The organism is Maritalea mediterranea, from assembly GCF_021568695.1.
Taxonomy (GTDB): domain Bacteria; phylum Pseudomonadota; class Alphaproteobacteria; order Rhizobiales; family Devosiaceae; genus Maritalea; species Maritalea mediterranea.
In genome coordinates this window covers 1,319,136-1,341,495 of sequence record NZ_JAKGTI010000001.1, presented here as the reverse complement: position 1 = coordinate 1,341,495, position 22,360 = coordinate 1,319,136, and the positions used below count along the sequence as shown (strand labels likewise).

Genomic DNA, 22,360 nt, shown 5'->3' with positions numbered 1-22,360 from the left:
TCAACCTTTCACGGCGCCGGCAGCAATGCCACGCACGAACAGTTTACCGGATGCAAAATAGATGATGAGCGGGACAATGCCTGTCAGCATGGTCGCTGCCATGTTGACGTTATATTCCTTCACCCCTTGCACCGAGTTGACGATATTGTTGAGTTGGACGGTCATGGGATAGTTTTCTGGTTTGGTGTAAATCACGCCAAAAAGGAAGTCATTCCAGATGCCGGTGACCTGCAGGATGAGCGCAACCACAAAGATGGGCAGCGACATGGGCACCATAATGCGGAAATAAATGCCCCAGAACCCGGCACCATCCACTCGTGCGGCTTTAAACAATTCCTCAGGGAGCGAGGTGAAATAATTGCGGAACAATAAGGTCAGGATCGGCATGCCGAAAATCACATGAACCAACACAAGTCCTGGTAGTTTGCCGAACAAACCAAGTTCGCGCAAAATGATCACAATCGGATAGATAATTACCTGATACGGTACGAAGGCGCCAAAAATCAGGATGGTGAAGAACACTTCCGAGCCCTTAAATTTCCAGTTTGCCAGGGCATAGCCATTGATCGAAGCGATCAATATCGACAGAGCTGCCGATGGAATTAGAATTTTTACAGAATTCCAAAAGCCTTTACTCAGGCCCGAACAATCAAGCCCAGTGCAGGCCTCGGCCCAAGCTTTAACCCATGGTTGAAAAGTGATCTCTACTGGCGGGGCAAAAATATTGCCGAGCCGAATTTCCGGCATACCTTTCAGGCTTGTCACAATCATCACATAAAGCGGCAAAGCATAGTACATGCACACGATAAACAATGTGCTGTAGATCATGATATTGCGTGGCGACAAAAGGGGCCGTGGTTTTGGGCCGCTTGGGCCTGAAACAGCGGTAGCGGCGATGTTTATTGAATTATTTGCCATCTTTACGGCCCCCAAATTCTAAATATGCCCAAGGGATGAGAACCACCAGCACGCTGAGCAACATCATGGTGGAAGCGGCAAAGCCCTGCCCCAAATTCTGACTCCTAAACATGGAGTCATACACATATTTGGCGGGCACTTCCGATGCGATGCCGGGGCCACCATTCGTTTGGGCGACCACAAGGTCGTAAACCTTGATGATACCTGCAGAAATGAGGACCAGTGCGGTCACAAAAGTGGGGCGCATCATCGGGATCACGACAAACAGGTAAGTTTTCCATTTTGGAATGCCATCAATGCGTGACGCTTTCCAAATTTCGCCGTCGATGCCGCGCAGTCCAGAAAGCATGATCACCATGATAAAGCCCGTGCCCTGCCACAAACCTGCAATCAGCACACCGAAAATCACGATATCGGGATTGTAGAGTGGATCGAAAACAAAGTTCTCAAAGCCAAAACCACGCACAATATGCTGAATGCCGAACTCCGGGTTCAAAATCCATTGCCAAACCAGACCGGTGACAATGAAGCTCAAAGCAAACGGGTAAAGAATAATGGTTCTGACGGTGTTTTCGAACCGGATTTTCTGGTCCAAAAGTGCCGCCAATAAAAAGCCAATAACGAGCGAGAACACCAAGGAGCCAATGCCGAAATAGGCCAAGTTCTCGATCGACACCAACCAACGTCTTGTGCTCCACAATCGTTCATATTGGTCGAAGCCAACAAATTCTAGTTTCGGCAGCAATCTCGAATTGGTAAATGAATGCACAATGGTCCAGATCGTGCAGCCCACAAAAATCACTAAAGCGGTTGTGATCATGGGCAGCGCGGCAACTTTGGCATTCAAGTTGCGCAAAATGCGCACAGGTTTTTTAGCGCCTGCCATGGGTAAAGCCTCTCAACTCTGTGAAAAGGGCCGCGTGCCACATTTGTGGCCGCGAACCCCTTGTCGCGTGAGCCAGCCTCTTTGCCTTATGCAAAAGGCTGGCCCGGTCGCGGGAGTGATTAGTCCGCGTTTGCGATGATGTTGGCGTAGCGTTCCTGCGCCATTTCTGGGGTCATGCTGGTATCGCTCCAGAACTCAGCCAGCAAATCTTCGATTTGAGAGCTTGTGTCTGGTGTCAACAGCATGTCGCCACTAGGCATAATGCTGCCGTTGGCCAGAATATCGAGACCTTTTTTCATGCAATCATTTGCAGCGTCCAGATCCACGTCACCGCGTACAGGCAACGAGCCTTTTTTCAAGTTGAATGCCACTTGTGCCTCTTTCGAGAGCATCAGGCTCGCCAATTCTTTTTGCGCAGCGGTAATTTCAGGATCGTCCGTTTTCGGGAAGTAGAATGCATCGCCACCCGTATCCAGAACAGCGTTCACGCCTAGACCAGGCAGGCAAGAATAATCTTCCCCAGCCACTTGGCCAGCTACCTGAAATTCGCCTTGGGCCCAGTCACCCATGATCTGACCGCCGGCTTGGCCGGTAATCACCATGTTGGTGGCCATGTTCCAGTCTTGAACATTTGACCCCTGCGACAGCAAGCGTGCTTGAGCAAAGGCTTGGAAAACCTCCAGCATTGCTGGGCTTGCAGCGGCTTCAGCATCCTTTTCCACATTGATCTTGCGCCATAGATCAAGACCACCAATGGCCACATTGATCACACCGAAAGCACCTGATGTTTGCCAGCCCTGTTGGCCCATGGCCAAAGGCACTTTACCAGCTTCGCCAAGTGCTGGTGCGGCCGCTACAAACTCACCCCAGTTTGTCGGGACGTCGACGCCAGCATCTTCAAATGCTTGATGGCTCAACCATAGCCACTGGAACGAGTGAATGTTCACCGGTACGCAATAAATCCGACCATCAAGTGTGCAGCTATCCAGCAAGGATGTTGGATGCACGATATCACGCCAGCCTTCTGCCTCGGCAACATCAGTCAAATCAAGCATCAGCCCGGCTTCAATCAGCTCCTCAGCCTGACGGCCGTGGTTCAGCTGGGTTGCGCCCATGGGATCACCGCCCAAGATGCGGCTGATGATGATGGGACGCGCGGTACCACCGGAGCCAGCAATCGCACCGTCAACCCAAGTGTGTTCGGTGTTCTCGTTGAACGCCTTTGCGAATTCGGCGACAGCAGCGGCTTCACCGCCAGAGGTCCACCAGTGCGTGACTTCAAGTTCAACAGCCAAAGCGGTGCTCGACACACTCATGGCGCCTGCGGCAACTGTAGCAGTTAGTATTTTCTTCAAATGGTCCATTCGTTCCTCCCTAAAATCGACCTGAAGCACATGCGCAACCAGCCTCCTACCGGCAACGTTTGTGCAATCGATTACATAAAACTGCAATCGTTTTCTGCAATCGATTACATACGATCACGCAAAGAATTGATTTTGTCAACAATTAGTTTATGACTGGGTTTAAGTTTTAATATAAGGACGGCCGGATGAACGGGAAAAACCCAAAGATTCAAGATGTTGCAGCGGTTGCGGGTGTATCCACTGCAACGGTCAGCCGTGCCCTTTCCAACCCCGATATGGTCTCACAAAAGACGCGGGACCTGGTGTTGGACGCGGTTCAGAAAACCGGATATCGCGTGAACAGGGCCGCCAAGAGCTTACGCAAACGGCAGTCCGATGCCATTTTGGCGCTGCTGCCTGATTTGGGTAACCCGTTCTTTTCCCAAATCCTTTCCGGCATTGAAAGTGTGTTCACCACCTCGGATTTGAGCTTGTTGGTTTCTGACACAAAGGGGATACGCCAAGACAGCATTTTGGATTATTTCATGGACATGCGCGCGGATGGTATGATCATTCTGGACGGCGCGGTCCCGCGCGCTTTATTGAGTCAGTTGCAAGACTCGCCCTTTGGGCAGCGCATTGTTTTTGCGTGCGAGTGGAAGCCTGAATTCAAATTCCCGTCTGTCCGCAGTGACAATTTTGGCGGCGCCATTCAGGCCGTCGAGCATTTGTACGCACTCGGCCATCGAAAAATTGGCCACATCTCTGGCCCGCGCAATAATGTGCTCACAAAGGAACGTTTGCGCGGCGTGGAGGCGGCAATGACCAATTTGAACCTCCTCTTTAATCGCGATTTCTTCATCGATGGCGGCGCGTTTTCGCTGGATGCTGGAGCGCAAGCCGCGCGTTCCTTTATGGAGATGGACGACCGCCCCACCGCTATCACCTGCGGCTCTGACTTGATTGCCATGGGTTTCATATCCGAAATCACACGGCGCGGGCTGAAGGTGCCAGAAGACATTTCGGTCGTGGGCTTCGACGATATTGAAATTGCTGGCAGCTTTATCCCTTCACTCACCACCATCCGGCAGAACCGCACTCAGCTTGGAGTGCTTGCCGCGTCCTATCTGCTCGACCAGATCGCTGGACGCGTGCACCCTCCTGCCAAACAGGTGCAAGAAATTGACGTGAAACTGATACCGCGTCAAAGCACAGCTCAACTGGCACACGCATAGTGTGTTCAAGTCTGGCTATTTTCGTACAAAATGTACACCAGCGGGCGGAATTTCGGCATCGCGGTGACTGATGGCGATCGGCGCGTAGTTTAGATATACCACATGATCGCTGGTCTCGCGCCGCCGCAGCCCATCCGGCAGATGCTCGATCGGGATATCGACTGCGCCAAGCAGTGCGCCCACAAAATTGAACAATGCGGTTTCGTCCAGCCACCCGGCACAATAGATCAGATTATCTTTTTCGACGATGGCGGGGCGTCCGTCCTCAGTGTTCAGGATCGGCGTCACCTCCCCTTCAATATGTTCAAACCAATAGCGGATTTGGCCCTTTTCCAAAGCCACGCCAGCGCTGGGCCGTAAGCTCTCCACATTGGTTATCTTGAGAGGCAGTCCGTCAAAATTGGGCGGCAGAGCCGGTGGAATGGAAAACTCTGATGTTTTGGCATTCGTGCGCGGCCCCAAAACCACCTTGGCACCGCTTTCCCGCAGTGCTTTTTGCTGTGCTTGCGTCAATGTCACCACGCCGGGTGCAAAGATCACGGTATAATCACCAAAATTGGTCGCGTTAGGCGGCAAGATGTCGATATTGCAGCCTAATCGGCGCAAAGCTTTATAATAATGAAAAACCAGGTCGAAATAGTCAAAGCCCTGCCCTTGCGGCTGTATTTCGCTTGCCCATTGGCTTTCATAGTCAAAGATTAATGCCACCCGCGCCGGCTCAATTTGGTCGGCTTGCAATTGTGACAAATCCTGCGCCACTTGCTTGGCCTCATTGGCGGCGACGTTGGGGCTGTCGTCCGGCAGATATAGGCCGGTATGCATCTGTTCTTGGGCAAAGGGTGCTTGTCGCCAACGAAAATAGAGCACATTTTCTGCGCCATGCGCAAAGGCTTCTAAGGCCCACAGCCGCACCATGCCCGGCAACGGGGCCGGGTTATAGGGGGCCCAGTTTACCGGCCCGGGCTGTTGCTCCATAATCCACCATCGGCCGCGGCCCACCGCCCGATAAAGATCATGGTGAAACGCCTGATAATCCGGATGCCCCTGTTTCAAATATTGGTTTTTAAACTCGTCATCCGCCTCGATGCGGTCTTCCAAAAACCCCAATGGGTATGAATCCCAACTGGCGATGTCGAGATCTGCAGCCACTTGATAATGATCAAAATCAGTGATCCGGCCCATATAATTATGGATGACCGGTGCTGTGCTTTTGGCGCGGATTTCATCAACTTGCAGCTTATTGAAAGCTACCACTTGGTCGGATGAAAACCGGCGAAAAGCCATCTGGTGCGCCGGATTGGCTTCAGTCACGGTAAGATTGGGCAAGTCCACTTCGTCAAATGCTGCATATTCCATCGACCAGAAGACGTTGCCCCATGCGTCATTAAGGGCGGCAATATTGTCATAGCGCGCTGCCAACCATTTTTGGAAGCCCTGACGCGCGGCGTCAGAATATGAAATCGTTGTGTCGTGACAGCCATATTCATTGTCGGTCTGCCAGGCGCAAATGGCGGGATGATCGCCATATCGTTCGGCCAAGAGGCGCACAATACGGGCGCATTCCTTCTTGTAGGCTTCATGGGAGAAACAATAATGGCGACGGGAGCCAAACTTGCGCGGACGCCCCTGCGCATCTACCGCCAACATATCCGGATGCTTGCTCAGCATCCAGCGCGGCGGTGTTGCTGTCGGTGTGCCCAACACGATCTTGAGCCCAGCATCCGCCAAAGTCTCGACCGCTTGATCAAGCCACGCCCATTCAAATTGCCCAGGCTTTGGCTCAATGCGTGACCAAGCAAATTCACCGATGCGCACCCATGTCAGGCCGATATCTGCCATGCGCTGGACATCGCTGGCCCACATCTCGCGGGGCCAATGTTCCGGATAATAGCAAACGCCTAGGCCTTTTTGGGTCATCAGAATGTCCTTTATTCAGGGGGCTACAGTATTTTGGCCGGGTCAGCCCGTCATCACCACGCCACCGTCAACCACAAGCGCTTGACTGGTCATCATGCGGCTGGTTTTTGAGGCCAAAAATAGTGTGGCATCAACGATATCCTGTTCCACCAGATGCTCCTTTAAGCATTGTTTGTCCAAATGGGCTTTCAAGTCTTCCTCTGTCGCCCACATGTCCAATTGCTTTTTGGTCAACACCCATCCTGGCACCAAGGCATTGACGCGAATATTATCTGGCCCCAATTCGCGCGCGAGCGCCCGCGTCAGCCCGGTAATGCCAGCCTTCGACGCAACATAGGAGCTATAGCCCGCATTCCCCATCATATAAGAGGCAGAGGAAAAATTGATAATCGCCCCCCCACCCTTCTTTTTCATACCGGGTGCGGCAGCCTGTGCGGTGAAATAGTGGGGGCGCAAATTGATATTGATCGATTTGTCCCAGTCCTCAACGCCATATTCTTCCAAACTATGCCGTTGGTCATTTGCCGCATTGTTTACGACCACGTCAATTTCGCCATGCGCGGCTGCCGCCTGTTCCATGGCGGCTTTAAGCGCGTCAATATCGGTGATATCGCAAGGCAAAAACAGAGGTTTTTGGCCATATTTATCACCCATCTTTTCCGCAAATTCGCTGGCATCAGACCGCTGAACAAAGGCTACTTTTGCGCCTTGCGTCAAAAATCCTTCCGTCAAAGCCGCACCGATTCCGGCACCACCACCGGTGATGAATACGTTTTTGTCCTTTAAGTCGTGAAATGTGGCGTAGCTTTGCATTAATGGCTCTCCCGAGTCACAGGGCGTGTGTCTTTGCCCACAAGGAAATCTAAATCTGCGCCTTTGTCGGCTTGCAGAACACGTTCGATATAGAGGCTGGCATATCCACGCTCATAATGAGGTGGCGTTGGTTTCCAATTGGCGCGACGTTTCTCCAGTTCTTCCTCTTCAACCAAAAGGTCCAACAGGCCGTTTTCTGCATCCAGCTTGATCCGATCGCCAGTTTGCACCAGCGCCAATGGACCGCCAGCCTCAGCTTCTGGCGAGGTATGGAGCACCACTGTGCCAAATGCGGTGCCCGACATGCGCGCGTCAGAAATGCGCACCATATCGCGCACACCCTCGGCAACCAGCTTGCGAGGGATCGGCATATTGCCCACCTCGGGCATGCCGGGATAGCCTTTGGGACCACAACCCTTCAGCACGAGGATGGTATCCTTTGTGACCGGCAAATCTTCGCGATCTATATTGGCTTTAAAATCCTCGATGTTTTCGAACACATAGGCTTCGCCCTCGTGCTTGAGCAATGCTGGCGTTGCGGCGGATGGTTTAATGATGGCGCCGTTTGGCGCGAGGCTACCTTTTAGAACCCGCAAACCGACCTTTGACTTTATCGGCGCATCATAGGCAAAGATCACATCGCGATTATAGCACTCAGCGTCTTTGTAATAGCTGGAAATATCTTTGCCCAACACGCTGTTGGATGGGCGCAGATGCGCCGCAAGCTCTTTCATCAACGCGGGCATGCCTCCCGCATAGCAGAAATCTTCCATCAGATATTTGCCAGAGGGCATGCAATTGACCAGCAGCGGCAGGTCTTTGCCCAACTCGAAGTCTTCAAGGGTCAAATCAATGCCCATACGCCCCGCAATGGCGAGCAAATGCACCACTGCATTTGTTGATCCGCCGATGGCCGCATTGGCCAGTATGGCATTCTCAAAGTTCGCCTTGGTGGCCACCTTGGACATGGTGAGGTCCTCTTCTACCATCTCCACAATGCGCTTACCTGTGAGGTGGGCGAGTGTGCCGCGACGGGCATCAACGGCCGGCAGCGCTGCGTTGGTTGGCAGGCAAAAACCCATTGCCTCAACCAGCGATGCCATTGTTGAGGCCGTTCCCATGGTCATGCACACACCGACAGATCGGCTCATCCCCGCTTCGGCGGACATAAAGTCCTTCAAGCTCATATCGCCTGCACGCACATCCTCAGAGAATTTCCAGACATCGGTACCTGACCCAATATCCCGGCCTTTGAACTTGCCGTTGAGCATGGGACCGGACGAAACCACGATCGTCGGCAGGTCGACTGAGGCTGCCCCCATCAGCTGACCGGGGGTGGTTTTATCGCAACCGCCCAACAACACAACGCCATCAATGCCGTAGGCACGAATGCTCTCTTCCACGTCCATCGACAAGAGATTGCGGAACAGCATTGCGGTCGGCTTCATTTGCGTTTCGCCCAAGCTCATAACCGGAAATTCAACCGGAAAACCGCCTGCTTCCCAAACGCCGCGCTTTACCGCTTCTGCCAGATCACGCAAACCCGCATTGCAGGGTGTTAGCTCCGACCACGTGTTGCAAATGCCAATAATCGGGCGTCCGTCAAATACATGATCGGGAAAACCCTGGTTTTTCATCCAAGAGCGATGGATAAAACCATCGCGGTCTTGCTTGCCATACCAAGCCTGACTGCGGCGTTTTTTGGAGTCACTCATACTTTAATTCCTTCGATGACGGACACGCGGCCGGGGAAATTCCACGGCAGTTGAATGCCCGTTTGGCACAAAAAGCTCCCAGGCAAGGTCAAAGCTTTGTTTTTAATGGGCAAATCACTACGTGAAAGATGCGGATATTGATCGTGATTCACAATTTCTATCTTATAGTGCGCGTCGGCTTCAAGCCGTGCAAGCCGGATTGGCGTCTCCAAAATCGTATCTGAAGTATCAATTTTGTTGGCGAATAGCACAAAGCGGCCTTTGTCGCGCGCGAGGTGCAGTTCTGACAAAATATTTTGCCCTCCACCGTCCAGCCGCAGCAAGTCCGCATCAAGCATCCATTCGCGGTTGTTTTGCCACCACGCGGTTACCGCCGCCAGTGTTGCGGCCTCTTCATCAGTCAGTTCGTCAGGGTCCATTTCAAACCCCATATGTCGCTGGGCAGCCACCCAGGCCCGGGTTTGCATATCGATTTGCCGCCCGGAGGTATGGCAAATGCGCGGCCCCACATGGGAACCGGTCACAGCGGCGGGTAAAAACAGGGCCGCATTATGTTGTATTTTAGCGCGCTCAAGCGCGTCGTTGCTGTCAGATAGCCAAACGCGCTGCGTATGCTGCAATATACCATAATCAAGACGACCACCTCCCGACGCGCAGCTTTCGATTACTAGTTTGGGAAAGGCATCGTTGAGCCGTGCCAACAGCGCATATGTGCCCTCGGTTTGTGCCGCATGTTTAAAGGGCAACACGCGGTTATGATCCCACTTGAGATAGGAAATCTCATATTGATTGAGCAGCGCGGAAAGCTGGTCGAAGAGATAGTCCTGCACCTCTTCCAGCGCCATATCCAACACAAATTGATGCCGTCCCGGCAGCTGGTCAGCAGGGCCGAGCAGCCATTCCGGATGTGCGCGATAAAGCGCAGAGTTTGCGTTGACCATTTCTGGCTCTACCCAAAGACCGAACTGCATGTTCAATCCACGCACGTATTCAATGAGTGGGGTCAACCCGTCAGGGAACTTTTTCGGGTCGACTTGCCAGTCTCCAAGCGAACTTGTGTCATCATTTCGGTTGCCGAACCAACCATCGTCCAGCACAAACCGTTCGGCGCCGAGAGCTGCTGCCTTATTTGCAATATGTTTAAGTTGCTCCAGCTTATGATCGAAATATACCGCTTCCCAGCAATTATAGTGAACGGGGCGCACTTCATCGCGCACCTCCGATTTTAGATTGGCCTTTACCAAGCGTTGAAATGCAATTGCGCACCCATTCAAGCCTTGGTCTGCAGTGTAAGTAAAATAAAGCGGAGCGGTTTCAAATTCCATGGCCAGCTCATTGTAACTGTCCAACGCGTGACCGAACTGTAATTGTCTTTGCCCGTCTGGCAATTGTTCAGCGATCATGCAATGGCCGCCCGACCAGGCATAGTGGAAGCCATAGGCTTCACCCTGATTGTTGGTTGCGCCCTTGCCCAACACAAATGCGCCGGGGAAATGTTCATGGCCCGAACGGCCAGTGGGATTGTCACGCATATGTGCACCCGCCCGCCATGGGGTGGATTGCTCGATGAATTCACCACACCATCTGCCCGTGAAATCCAAGATGCCGTTCGTATGTGCAAAGCCTGTGACAACTGGCGCACTCAGCCAAGACAGACGGCACGGTTCCGACGTTTTAAGCGCAGCGCGTGCATAGAATACCTGTTCACTCGCGTGTGCGGCCAATGTGGCGGTGAAGGTCAACCCGTTTTGCTGATCCCGAGCTTCAATCTCGATGCGTGCATCCATTTGATGCACTTGCACATTGCTGAATGTGGGGCGCATGAGTTGGCCGCTTGGGCCGTTCAATTTCAATCCGGCGTGCCCCTGTATGCTTTCGCCCAACTCGGGACAAATGGTAAGCGGCAGATTTTGGTCAAGCATCCCCCCCGTCACATCGCGTTGGGTGGCTTGGACAATTTGGTCCAAATCGGCATCTGCGGGCAATGGCGCCCCCAAATAGACGATCTCCACCATTCTGTCACCACGACGGGCCAGCACCAAAGTGGCCTGTTCCACATCCAGTCGCCAAGTTTGTATCATTTCACGGCACCCAGGGTCAGCCCGGCAATGAAATGCTTTTGCATCAAAAAGAACATGGCAACCGGCGGCACCGCCGCAACAATCGATCCAGCGGACACCAAATGCCAGGCCGAGACCCACTGCCCGTTCAAGGAGTAGAGCCCTGCCGTGATCGGCTGGCTCTCCGCGCCTTGGGTTAAAACAGTTGCCCAGAAATAATCGTTCCAGATAAAGGTGAAGATCAACACAGAGAGCGCTGCAATAGCGGGTCGCATCAGTGGCAACACCACATACCAGAAAATCTTGATCTCGGAGACGCCCTCCACCCGCGCGGCCTCAATCAATTCCACTGGCAGTGCTTTGATGAAATTGCGCATAAACAGGGTGCAAAAGCCGGTTTGGAAGGCGATGTGGAACAAAGCCAAGCCCTGCCAGCTATTATAGAGGTTCAGCTGCAGTGTGAGGTCGCGGACCGGCACCATCAGAATCTGGAACGGCACGAAATTGCCCGCGACAAACATAAAGAAAACCAGCAGATTGAGCCGGAAGCGATAGACCGCCAAGGCAAAACCCGTCATGCAGGACAAGGCCACAGCCCCAATCACGGTGGGGATCGTCACCTTAAAGCTGTTCAGCATATATTGGCCAATCGGCGTGTTGCGAAAGATTGCCGTGTAATTTTCAACCAAGTTGAACGAGGTGGGCCATCCCCAATAATTGCCCGAGTTAATGTCACCGGCGGATCGGATTGATGTGAGCGCTACAGCGATCAGGGGCAACAGCCAAAGGATCAGCGCCAATGGCAGGGCCACTTTGTAAAAGACCTGTGTCAGCCGCGAAGTTTTCTCGATGGGTGTGGGAAACATTATTGGCCTCGCTCGTCACGGTACATTTTGTACAAAAAGAAGGTGATATAGACCATCATGATCAGGAACAGCACCACGGCGATCGCTGCGCCATAGCCCATTCTGAAGCCATATTCGGAGAAGGCTTGTTCATACATGTAAAAGGCCAACACGCGGGACGATCCCCATGGCCCACCGTCGGTCATAATCGAAATGAGGTCGAAGCTGCGCAAGGCCCCAATCACGGTCACCACCATGGCAATGAAGGTCGCCGGACGCAATTGCGGCAGGATCACATACCACAGCATGCGCCAGCCTTTGGCGTTGTCCAGCCGTGCCGCCTCAATCTGTTCGGGATCAATCGCATTCAAACCGGTGAGGTATAGGATCATGCAATAGGCTGTTTGCGGCCAAAGACCTGCGGCGATGATGCCATAGGTCACATATCGCTCGTCTGCGAGCACTGGAATGGCGTCAAAACCTATGGCTTCGAGCGCGATGTTCATCAAGCCATTGCTGGGGTCATAAAACCAGGAGAACACCAGGCCGACCACAACTTGCGAAATAACAAAAGGAAAGAAAAACAGCGATTTATAAAGGCGAATGCCAAATACTGTTTGGTTCAAGAACAGCGCCACGAACAAACCGGCAGGGATCGCCAACATGTAGAGAACCAGCCAGATGACGTTGTTTTTCAATGAGGTGTAAAACGCCTCATCATCCATCAGCTCTATATAATTATTGACCCCGACCCATTCTTTTTGGCCCAGCCCATCCCAATCATAAAAACTGATCTGAAACGAGCCGATGATGGGATAAATCACATAGAGCAAAAACATGATGATGCCCGGGGCCAGGAACAGCCAGGGCGCTATTTTTTGCTGATTTTGTTTCCAGAAATCCTGCATGGCACCTCACCTTGATTGTTCACGCGCCCTGGGGGCGCGTGAACCTTGGTTTAGGGAGTAAATTATTCGTAAACCCGTTGACGCGCTTTTTCGAGGCGCTCAAGGATTTGATCCAAGCGGTCTGGCTTCACCATGAACTCCTGGAAGCCTTCCATGCCAACTTTGGCCATTTCAGCTGGTGCATCCCGGTCAAAGAACTGGGCAATACCGCCCTCTGTTGAAGAGAGCATTTTTAGACCGGCCTGCAAGAACTTGTCGTCTGCGACTTCACTGTTCTTGTTGATCGGCAATTGACCCAGCGTCTTGTTGATTTCAGTTTGCACGTCAGCGCGCGCCAGATAAGCAAGGAACTTCTTCGCATCCTCTTTGTTCTTGGCATTGGCTGGAATGTGAATTGTGTCTGTTGGCGCTTCTTCGGCCAAAGGCACATCAGGATTGATCACGGGGAATTGGAAGAAACCCAACTGATCATCGCTCAAACCAGCTTCACGCAACGGTGCCACAGCAAAGTTGCCCATCACGTACATGGCGGCTTCGCCCTGCACCATTGGGGCCAATGCCTCCTGCCAGGAATAAGCGGCGTGGTTTTCCAGGAAGAACCCGGCATCCAACAGTTCTTTCCAATTGTTCATGGTCGCGCGCACGCGCTCGTCGGTCCATGGCACTTCGCCACGGGTCAACGCCATATGGAAATCATAGCCGTTGGTCCGCAGGTTCAAATAGTCAAACACACCACCAGCGGTCCAAAGATATTTGGTGCCAATTGTGATTGGCGTGATGCCGTTTTCCTTCAGCGTTTCGCCTGCGGCTTTAAACTCATCCCAGTTTGTGGGCACTTCAATGCCGTGCTCTTCAAACAGATCTTTGCGATAATAAACGCCCCACTGGTAATAAGTGTATGGCACACCCCACTTTTTGCCATCGATTGTCATTGAGGCAGCCGCGGAGGCCAAGGATTCATTCAACCCATTTTCTTCCCAAACATCATCAACGGGCTCGAACAAACCTGCATTTACATAGGGCAACATGCGGTTGCCTGCATACCAGTTTGCCAGGTCCGGCGCATCCGCGGTCAGGAAGTTGCGGATCGAGGTTTTATACCCCTCATGATCGAACAAATTCCATTTCACGGTGACATCTGGATGTTCTTTTTCAAACCCGGCGATCAGCGCCTCAAAGGCAGCTTTTGGCGCAGGGTCCGAGGTGTCGGTGTTGATAACAAGCTCACCCGCAATAGCAGATGAGCCGATGAGTGCAGCCGACAAGGCGACTGCGATCGGCAGTTTAAATTGGAACATTGATTCCTCCCGTTCGTTCCGTTAAAGTTGTTCCAAATAATGAAACTTTACTTCAACTATTGAAAATAGTGTGCTAAAAGTTTATGAATGTCAATGCTGGCGCAGGGATTTTGCGCGGGAGGGAGTGAATATGAACAAGCAAACCGGGGCAGACGGGACAGTTGGCAAAGCCTTATCTGTGTTGGATGCGGTCGCGGCCTATGGCCGTCCAGTAAAGTTTGCTGACCTGTTGGAGAACAGCCCCTTCCCCAAGGCGACGCTTTATCGCTTTCTGCGCACCCTGGTCAGCCAGAATATGCTGCGGTTTGACGAGTCAGATGGCACTTACTCGCCCGGCTTGCGGTTGGTGAAACTGGCTCATGCGGCTTGGAAAACCACCTCGCTTGCCCCACTCGCCCGCAGCTATGTGGTGCAACTGGCACAACAAGTTGGAGAAGCAGTGCACTTGGCACAATTCGAATCCGGTCAGGTCCTGTTTGTGGACAAACGCAAATCCAATGATCGGTTCGAAACACTCGCCCAAGTTGGCAATGTCGCCCCGGCCTATTGCACAGGTGTGGGCAAAGCGATGCTCGCCTTTATTGCGCCCAAAAGGCTGCAACTGGCGCTCAGCCAGCAGGCATTTCACCCCTATACGCCTTCAACTCACTGCTCGGCAGCGAGTTTGGAGGCCGAACTTGAACAAGTGCGCAAAGACGGCATCGCTTTTGACCGGGAGGAACATGAGCAAGGCATTATATCGATTGCAGCGCCGATCATGACCAGTGAAGGCCGGGTGATTGGCGCAATCTCAATCGCCACTTCAACCGCGCGCAAATCTTTAAGCGAACTCGAAGAATTCAAACCCGTTCTTTTGCAAACCGCAGAACAAATTGGACGGGAAGCAACATCATGGCAATTCCCCACATAGGGAACGGGAGGACAATATGGCCGGCGTTAAGCTCAACAATGTGATCAAGAAATATGGCGAGGCTCAAGTGGTGCATGGGGTCGACCTAACGGTCGAAGATGGAGAATTTTGCGTTTTCGTTGGGCCATCCGGTTGCGGTAAATCCACCTTGTTGCGCATGATTGCCGGACTGGAAGAAACAACCTCGGGCACCATTTCCATTGGCGAACGGGATGTGACCACCGCGGCACCGGCCGACCGGGGTGTGGCGATGGTGTTTCAAACCTATGCCCTTTATCCCCACATGACGGTTGAAGAGAATATGGGCTTCGGCTTGAAAATGAATGGTGTGGACAAAAGCATCATTAAAGAAAAGGTCGATGAAGCCGCTGGCATTTTGCAACTTGGCGACTATTTGAAGCGTCGCCCCAAAGCCCTCTCCGGCGGCCAACGGCAGCGGGTAGCGATCGGTCGCGCCATTGTGCGCGGTCCGGACGTGTTCTTGTTTGACGAACCACTTTCCAACCTTGACGCGGAACTGCGGGTTGAAATGCGCGCCGAGTTGGCGCGGTTACACCAGTCGCTCGATTCGACCATGATTTACGTCACCCACGACCAAGTTGAAGCCATGACCTTGGCAGATAAAATTGTGGTGTTGCGCGCCGGTCAGATCGAACAAGTCGGCTCACCTATGGAGCTGTACTCCAACCCCAACAACAAATTTGTGGCGGGTTTTATCGGGTCGCCAGGCATGAATTTCCTGCCAGCCGAGCTGTCCCAAAATAGTCTTGCCCTGCCCGCAATCGGCCACGACACCGTACCGGTTGTTCTGGAGAGTAAAACGGCGGACAAGTTATCCGTCTGGGCCGGTATACGGCCACAATCTGTTAGGATTAACCCTGAAGGCAATGTGCTCAAGGTGGATTTGATTGAGAATTTGGGCGGTGTTTCCTATGTCTATCTAATCACAGACGACGGACATAGGCTGATCGCCGAATTGAGCCAGGATGAAACCTTGCCGCGTATTGGCGATAAAGTTGGAATTGATTTTGACCCATCGAGAGTTATGTTGTTTGATCAGCGCAGCGACGCCCGCATTCGCTAAATTCGGTCGCGACTCCCTCGAAACGTTCAAAAAGGCAAGGCTGACCTGCGACCAATTGAACGATGTTACGGGCCTCGAGCTTGGCGTGGTCGCGCGCACGAAAGTCTTCGATCAGGACATGTTCAGCTTCACGTCGCGCTAAGTCGAGTACTGCTTGCGGCGTATGGCGATCGTGGAGCACCATGTCGGCGGCCTGCATCGCCCTTACGGCTTTCAATGTCACCAATTCCGGGTCTAGAACACAATAGCCAATCCGCGTCATGGTCAGCGCTTTGCCCTTGTCATCAACTTCTCCATTTGAGAGCGCAAGGCAGTGTTTTTTCAACGCTGCCTCGGTATGCGGCCCTGGGACCTCGCTAAAAGCATGATCGACAAAATGCTCCCAAAAGGCGCGACGCTTCTCACCCATCGGCAAATGGGTCATCACAAGATGGCGTATTTTTTGCGCCAGCGCGGCCCATTGATTGAGCGCCGCGGGCAGAATCGCCTCAATGCGGCGACGCACAGCCTGTCCCAATATTGGGGCCGCCCCGTGCGTCGAAATGCCGATCACAAGAGGAGATCGATTCACAATCGACCCGAACTGAAAATCACAGTATTCCGGCTGGTCGATGATATTGACTGGCAAGCCATAGAGTGACGCGATGGATCGCACCCTTTTCGCTTCTGCCGCATCTGCTGCATCGCATATAATCAATTTCACATTGGCGAAATCACTGTCCCATTTGCTGGGATCTCTACGGCTGAAATGCAGGGGCGACCTTGCAACTAATCTTTGAAATGCAGGACTGATTTCTGGCGCATGGATCAGCACATGAGCTCCCGCTGCGGCCAGCAATTCGGCTTTCCATGAAGCAGCGTCGGTTCCACCTATCACCAATATATTCTCGCCGGTCAGATCAAAGAATACCGGCAACACGGACAACTTCCCTATGCGACCGGATGCGCGGTGACCGCTTGAAGCCATCTCGATTTTATTGCGCGACAGAAAGGGTAAATTCATTTATAAACTCGCTAATCTCGGGCTTGCACGACCCGCAATTGGTGCCCGCACTCAATTTTTCGCCGATGGCGGCCACACTGACACTCCCGTTTCGCACCGCGTCAGCAATCTGGTTAGCGCCAACAGAAAAACAGCTGCACACAATTGGACCGGGATCCGGCATATCTTTGCCGGGGCGCCCCGCCAACAAACGATAACGTTCCGCTGGCGATTCAAACTCTTTTGCCAGTTGACCGACAGCCCAAGCCCTTGAAACGGCAACGGGCTCCGGGGCAAGAAAAAGAGCGCATTGCAATTGCGGCCCTTCAAACCAGGCCAATCGATGCTGGCCAGTGGTGGCATCGTGATAGTGAACATCTGCTGCCGCCACTTCCCATCCGCACATAGCACGCACGGTTTTCTCAATGTCGCCAGCTACATCTTTTTGCGCCAAATCCACCCGCCAGCCATTATTGGTGATTGCCTTGGCCCAATAGCTGCTCGACAGTGCTTCCGGCGCGGCTTGGCTCACCATAAATCCATAAAGGCCCATTTGGGCGGAGCGCAGCTTTACCTGTGCGCCCTTTAGTGCTGGTTGGCCAGAAAAAGGATCGGTCTGATCGCAAACCAGCGCGTTGATCCGGCCATTGGACGAAAAATTGCCATTCCAGTGCATCGGCACAAATATTTGATCATCCGACAGATGCGGGTTCAAAATGGCGCGCGCCAAAACACTATGCCCCTCTGTGGTAATCTCAACCAGTTCGGCGGGACGAACGCCGATTTTTGACGCCTGCTCAGGAGACACCTCACAAAACGGCTCAGCTATATGGGCGCTCAGTGCGGCGCTTTTGCCGGTGCGTGTCATGGTGTGCCAATGGTCTCGCACCCTGCCGGTATTTAGGCGTAATGTTGATGGAACTGTGGCTTGCGTTTCAGGTGTGGCGGGCGTTGCGACAAAGTTGGCACGCCCGTCTGGTGTAAAAAAATGGCCGCCGGCAAAGAAGCGTTGAGAAACGGCTTTCTGGCCCTTGCGCCGCGGCCATTGAGTTGGTTGCAATTCATCATAGTCGACATCAGAAATGTCAGCAAAGGCGCCAATATCAAAGTCTCGTTCGCCTTCATTCTGGAAAGCTGAAAGAGCCGCATGTTCGGCAAAGATATCGCGGGCGCTCTGATATTCGAAAGCAGCATCATATCCCATGCGTTTGGCCACTTCTGCCATTTGCCACCAATCGGGTCGCGCCCTGCCCGGCGCTGGCAGAAACGCGCGCTGCCGCGAAATACACCGTTCTGAATTGGTGACCGTGCCGTCTTTCTCGCCCCACCCCAATGCGGGCAACTTCACCTGCGCGAAGCGCGCAGTTTCTGTGTCTGCCAATATGTCGGAGACCACCACAAATGGACAGTTGGCTAACGCATCGGCCACCTTGTTCGCCGCGGGCATACTCACCACTGGGTTGGTTCCCATCACCCAGATCGCCTTGATTTTGCCCTTTGCTAAGGCATCGAACATATCAACCGCTTTCATGCCTTGCGCAGCGGCAATGTGCGGAGACTGCCAAAAGCGTTGCACCAACCCGCGATGCAACTCATTGCCAATTTCCATATGGGCCGCCAACATGGTGGCCAGGCCGCCCACCTCGCGCCCCCCCATGGCGTTCGGTTGACCCGTTAGTGAAAACGGACCGGCCCCCGGCTTACCGATCCGGCCTGTTGCCAAGTGGCAATTGATGATGGCATTGACTTTGTTGGTGCCCTCGCTCGACTGGTTCACGCCTTGGCTAAAACAGGTCACCACTTTTTTCGATTCAGCGAACAATTGATAAAATCTGGACAGTTGATCTATGCTGAGATCGGTTTTGGTGCACAATGTGGCTGTCGACATCTTTGCCGCAGCCAGCGCCTTGTCAAAATTGTTCGTATGGCGATCTATATAGTCTTGATCGAGTTGCCCTTGATCTGCGAGATTTTGTAATAGCCCGTTGAACAATGCCACATCGCCGTCAGGGGCGATAGCTAGATGTAAATCGGCCATCTCCGCGGTTTTTGTGCGGCGCGGATCGATCAACACAATCTTCATATGAGGTCGCTCGGCTTTCGCCGCTTGCAGGCGCTGAAACAGGACCGGATGGCACCATGCCATGTTGGAGCCTACCAAAATCACCAGATCGGCCAATTCCAGATCTTCGTAACAGCCCGGCACAATATCAGCGCCAAAGGCGCGCTTGTGCCCCACCACCGTTGAGGCCATGCATAGGCGCGAATTGGTGTCCACATTGGCTGTGCCAATAAAGCCTTTCATCAGCTTATTCGCGACATAATAGTCTTCGGTAAGCATCTGCCCTGAGAGGTAAAAGCCGACTGAGTCCGGCCCATTCTCAGCGATGATCTGTTTAAAGGTGTCCGCGACCAGCGTTAATGCATCGTCCCAACTGGCGCGCTCACCCCTGACCTCCGGATGCAGCAAACGCCCTTCGAAACCCAGTGTCTCGCCCAACGCGGTCCCCTTGGAACAAAGCCGCCCAAAATTGGCCGGATGATCCGGATCACCCTTGATGCGCACCCCATCATTACCTGATGTGGCCAACACGCCGCAGCCCACGCCGCAATAGGGACAAGTGGTGCGGATAGCGTCCTCTTTCATGAGATCAACTCTGCGGTGTCCAGCAAAAGCCGGTTGCCCCTCACCTGAACATTAAACGTCTGCGTCGCCCCCTCGTCAGCACCTTGCGCCTCCCCGCTCTTGAGCGAGATCACCCAATTGTGCAGCGGACAAGTGACACAGCCATCATGCACGATACCTTGACTCAACGGCCCAGCCTTGTGCGGACATTTGTCCTCAAGGGCAAAAAACTGATCATCCTGTGTTCGAAAAATAGCAATCCGCAGATCGCCACTGGTCACGCAACGTGCGCCGCGGCGTGGCACCTCGTCAATGTGTCCAATGTCCACCAAATCCTCTTTTTGAATTAACGGCACCACGCTCATTCTGCCGCCTCCAATTCAAGGGCTGCCATGGGTTTAAACTCGTGCTTGTCCTTACCCGACACCCGTTCTGACCAAGGGTCCACCTGGGCATATCTCTGACTGAAGACAAAGCGGTCGAAATATTCCTGTCGGCGCTCCTCATCGTCCATTATCTGCTTGCGGATTTCATCCAGACCGACGCGCTTGGCCCATTTATAGATGCGCTCCAGATAATGCCCCTGCTCGCGATACATTTGCGCCAGCGCCACCACATGTTCCAGCGCTTCATTTTCGCTTGGCACCATGCCCAGCACTTCAGTGCCCTTAATGTCGAGGCCCGCCGCGCCAGCAAAATGGATTTCAAAGCCACTATCGACGCAAATGATCCCGATATCCTTGCAGGTCGATTCGGCACAGTTACGTGGACAGCCGGAAACCGCCATTTTTAGTTTGGCCGGGGTCCAAGACCCCCACATAAATTTCTCCAGCTTGATCCCAAGGCCGGTTGAATCCTGCGTGCCGAAACGGCACCAATCGGTCCCAACGCAGGTTTTCACGGTGCGAAGGCCCTTGGCATAGGCTTGTCCGGAAATAAATCCGGCCTCGCCTAGATCGGCCCAAACAGCGGGCAAGTCCTCTTTTTTAATGCCGAGCATATCGATGCGTTGACCGCCGGTGACCTTGACGGTCGGGATATCAAATTTATCCACCACATCGGCAATGGCCCGCAATTCTTTTGAGGAGGTCACCCCACCCCACATGCGCGGCACCACAGAATAGGTTCCGTCCTTCTGGATGTTGGCATGTACCCGCTCATTAATGAAGCGCGACTGATAATCGTCGGCATAAACATCCGGCCAATCGCAAACGAGATAATAGTTCAGCGCGGGCCGACATTTAGCACAGCCGCAGGAGGTTTTCCATTCCAGCTCCTGCATCACGGCCGGGATGCTTTTCAGCTCCTTGGCTTTGATCAGGCGGCGCACGTCGCCATGGCCCAGATCGGTGCACGGGCACATGGAGCTGCCTGCATCCGCATCAAACTCTTCGCCCAATGTCAGGGCCATCAGTTGCTCCACAAGCCCGGTGCAGGTGCCGCAAGAGGCGGATGCCTTGGTGTGAGCGCGGACCTCGTCCAGCGTGGTCAGGCCCTTTTCGGTGATTGTGCCGACGATTTTTGATTTGCAAATGCCGTTACAGCCGCAGATTTCTGCATCATCGGGCAACGCTGCAACGGCCGTCATGGGGTCCATCGCGGCCCCTCCCTGATAGGCCTGGCCAAAGATCAAACTCTCGCGCATATCGCTGATGTCGGTTTGCTTCTTTTTTAAATCATTGAACCAGGCGCCATCCGACGTGTCTCCATAAAGCACGGTGCCGATAATCTTGTTGTCCTGCAAAATCACGCGCTTATAAATGCCCGCATTGGCATCGCGCAGCACAATCTCGTCGCGGTCATCGCCTTCGGCAAAATCACCCACTGAAAACAGGTCAATGCCAGTCACTTTCAGCTTGGTGGCTGTGTCCTGATGCTTAAAGGGCTTGGAAAAGTCGTCGGTCAGCGTGCACGCGGCCACCTGTGCCATGTCATAAAGCGGGGCCACCAGACCATAAACTCGGCCATCCACCTGGGCACACTCGCCCAGCGCCAGGATATCGGTGTCCGAAGTGCGCATGGCGCTATCCACGACGATGCCGCGCTCGACCTCCAGTTCAGCGTCCTGCGCCAGCGCCACATTGGGTCGAATGCCCACGGCCATCACCACCAGCGAACAATCGATCACCTCGCCGCTTTCCAGCTCCAGCCCGGTTACTTTCTTGTCGCCGATAATACGTTTGGTATTGGCTCCGGTTTTCACTGCAATATCGCGACTTTCCAGCTCTTTTTGCAGCAAATAGCCGGCAGACGGGTCCAGCTGACGCTCCATCAGCGTGTCCATCAAATGCACCACGGTCACATCCATGCCGCGTTCGCGCAGACCGGCGGCTGCTTCCAGCCCCAACAAACCGCCCCCGATCACCACCGCCTTTTCGCGCGACTGCGCGGCCAGCATCATGGCGGTGACATCGTCCAGATCGCGATAAGCGAGCACGCCGGCTAGGTCATGGCCAGGCACCGGCACTATAAAAGGGTTGGAGCCGGTGGCGATCACCAGCTTGTCGAAGGATTCAGTCACCCCTTGATCAGAGGTCACGGTTTTGTTTTCACGATCAATTTCGGTGACCTTGTGGCCCTTATAAAGGGTGATCCCGTGGTCAATATACCATCCATCCCCATGGATGATGATGTCTTCATATGCCTTTTCGCCAGACAGCACGGGCGACAGCATGATCCGGTCATAGTTCACGCGCGGTTCGGCGTTGAAGATGGTGACCTCATAGGTAACTGGTGCCCGCTCAAACAAATGCTCCAGCATGCGCCCGGGCGCCATACCATTGCCAATTATGACCAATTTTTGCTTTTGCATGTCGGCCT

General features: G+C 53.4%; 17 protein-coding genes. 3 read left to right on the top strand and 14 right to left on the bottom strand.

Annotated elements, in window-relative coordinates; genetic code table 11:
* The 3 genes from L1I42_RS06490 to L1I42_RS06480 form a co-directional block, all read right to left on the bottom strand.
* Entirely contained in the window at nt 1-918 is a 918-nt protein-coding gene (locus L1I42_RS06490; protein WP_236113669.1) for a carbohydrate ABC transporter permease, read from the bottom strand.
* A complete protein-coding gene (locus L1I42_RS06485) occupies nt 908-1,804 on the bottom strand; it encodes a carbohydrate ABC transporter permease (RefSeq protein WP_236113668.1) in 897 nt (298 codons plus the stop codon). The genes L1I42_RS06490 and L1I42_RS06485 overlap by 11 nt, the downstream gene beginning before the upstream one ends.
* Before the next feature lie 119 nt (nt 1,805-1,923).
* Nucleotides 1,924-3,168, bottom strand: coding sequence for an ABC transporter substrate-binding protein (locus tag L1I42_RS06480; protein ID WP_236113667.1), 1,245 nt, complete (start codon nt 3,166-3,168; stop codon nt 1,924-1,926).
* Between the two features lie 185 nt (nt 3,169-3,353).
* Here L1I42_RS06480 and L1I42_RS06475 point away from each other — a divergent pair, with 185 nt between their 5' ends.
* Nucleotides 3,354-4,382 carry a LacI family DNA-binding transcriptional regulator gene (locus tag L1I42_RS06475; protein WP_236113666.1) on the top strand — a complete coding sequence of 343 codons (1,029 nt, stop codon included), beginning with the start codon at nt 3,354-3,356 and terminating at the stop codon, nt 4,380-4,382.
* Nucleotides 4,383-4,397: 15 nt separating this feature from the next.
* Here the strand turns inward: L1I42_RS06475 and L1I42_RS06470 are convergent, their stop codons facing one another.
* The 7 genes from L1I42_RS06470 to L1I42_RS06440 form a co-directional block, all read right to left on the bottom strand.
* Nucleotides 4,398-6,299 carry a beta-galactosidase gene (locus L1I42_RS06470; protein ID WP_236113665.1) on the bottom strand — a complete coding sequence of 634 codons (1,902 nt, stop codon included), beginning with the start codon at nt 6,297-6,299 and terminating at the stop codon, nt 4,398-4,400.
* A gap of 42 nt (nt 6,300-6,341) precedes the next feature.
* Entirely contained in the window at nt 6,342-7,112 is a 771-nt protein-coding gene (locus tag L1I42_RS06465; protein WP_236113664.1) for an SDR family NAD(P)-dependent oxidoreductase, read from the bottom strand.
* Nucleotides 7,112-8,827, bottom strand: coding sequence for an IlvD/Edd family dehydratase (locus tag L1I42_RS06460; RefSeq protein ID WP_236113663.1), 1,716 nt, complete (start codon nt 8,825-8,827; stop codon nt 7,112-7,114). Before L1I42_RS06460 ends, L1I42_RS06465 begins: the two co-directional genes overlap by 1 nt.
* Nucleotides 8,824-10,908 carry an alpha-galactosidase gene (locus L1I42_RS06455; RefSeq protein WP_236113662.1) on the bottom strand — a complete coding sequence of 695 codons (2,085 nt, stop codon included), beginning with the start codon at nt 10,906-10,908 and terminating at the stop codon, nt 8,824-8,826. Before L1I42_RS06455 ends, L1I42_RS06460 begins: the two co-directional genes overlap by 4 nt.
* Nucleotides 10,905-11,753 (bottom strand): carbohydrate ABC transporter permease, encoded by an 849-nt coding sequence (locus L1I42_RS06450; protein ID WP_236113661.1) that lies wholly within the window; start codon nt 11,751-11,753, stop codon nt 10,905-10,907. The genes L1I42_RS06455 and L1I42_RS06450 overlap by 4 nt, the downstream gene beginning before the upstream one ends.
* Entirely contained in the window at nt 11,753-12,640 is an 888-nt protein-coding gene (locus L1I42_RS06445) for a carbohydrate ABC transporter permease (protein WP_236113660.1), read from the bottom strand. Before L1I42_RS06445 ends, L1I42_RS06450 begins: the two co-directional genes overlap by 1 nt.
* Nucleotides 12,641-12,702: 62 nt before the next feature.
* The gene (locus L1I42_RS06440) at nt 12,703-13,938 is read right to left on the bottom strand and encodes an ABC transporter substrate-binding protein (protein WP_236113659.1); all 1,236 of its coding nucleotides are present in this window, start codon (nt 13,936-13,938) and stop codon (nt 12,703-12,705) included.
* Nucleotides 13,939-14,068: 130 nt separating this feature from the next.
* On the opposite strand from L1I42_RS06440, the gene L1I42_RS06435 reads away from it, so the two are divergent.
* Both L1I42_RS06435 and L1I42_RS06430 read left to right on the top strand, forming a co-directional pair.
* The gene (locus L1I42_RS06435) at nt 14,069-14,848 is read left to right on the top strand and encodes an IclR family transcriptional regulator (RefSeq protein WP_236113658.1); all 780 of its coding nucleotides are present in this window, start codon (nt 14,069-14,071) and stop codon (nt 14,846-14,848) included.
* A gap of 16 nt (nt 14,849-14,864) precedes the next feature.
* Nucleotides 14,865-15,932 (top strand): ABC transporter ATP-binding protein, encoded by a 1,068-nt coding sequence (locus tag L1I42_RS06430; protein WP_236113657.1) that lies wholly within the window; start codon nt 14,865-14,867, stop codon nt 15,930-15,932.
* Here the strand turns inward: L1I42_RS06430 and L1I42_RS06425 are convergent.
* The 4 genes from L1I42_RS06425 to nirB are packed head-to-tail and all read right to left on the bottom strand — an operon-like array spanning nt 15,892 to nt 22,352.
* Entirely contained in the window at nt 15,892-16,935 is a 1,044-nt protein-coding gene (locus L1I42_RS06425; RefSeq protein WP_236113656.1) for an NAD(P)-dependent oxidoreductase, read from the bottom strand. The two genes, L1I42_RS06430 and L1I42_RS06425, sit on opposite strands and share 41 nt — an antisense overlap.
* Nucleotides 16,907-19,561: a nitrate reductase gene (locus L1I42_RS06420; protein ID WP_236113655.1), complete on the bottom strand. Its 2,655-nt coding sequence runs from the start codon at nt 19,559-19,561 to the stop codon at nt 16,907-16,909. Before L1I42_RS06420 ends, L1I42_RS06425 begins: the two co-directional genes overlap by 29 nt.
* Nucleotides 19,558-19,905: a nitrite reductase small subunit NirD gene (nirD, locus tag L1I42_RS06415; protein WP_236113654.1), complete on the bottom strand. Its 348-nt coding sequence runs from the start codon at nt 19,903-19,905 to the stop codon at nt 19,558-19,560. Before nirD ends, L1I42_RS06420 begins: the two co-directional genes overlap by 4 nt.
* Entirely contained in the window at nt 19,902-22,352 is a 2,451-nt protein-coding gene (nirB, locus tag L1I42_RS06410; RefSeq protein WP_236113653.1) for a nitrite reductase large subunit NirB, read from the bottom strand. Before nirB ends, nirD begins: the two co-directional genes overlap by 4 nt.
* Between the last annotated feature and the right edge of the window lie 8 nt (nt 22,353-22,360).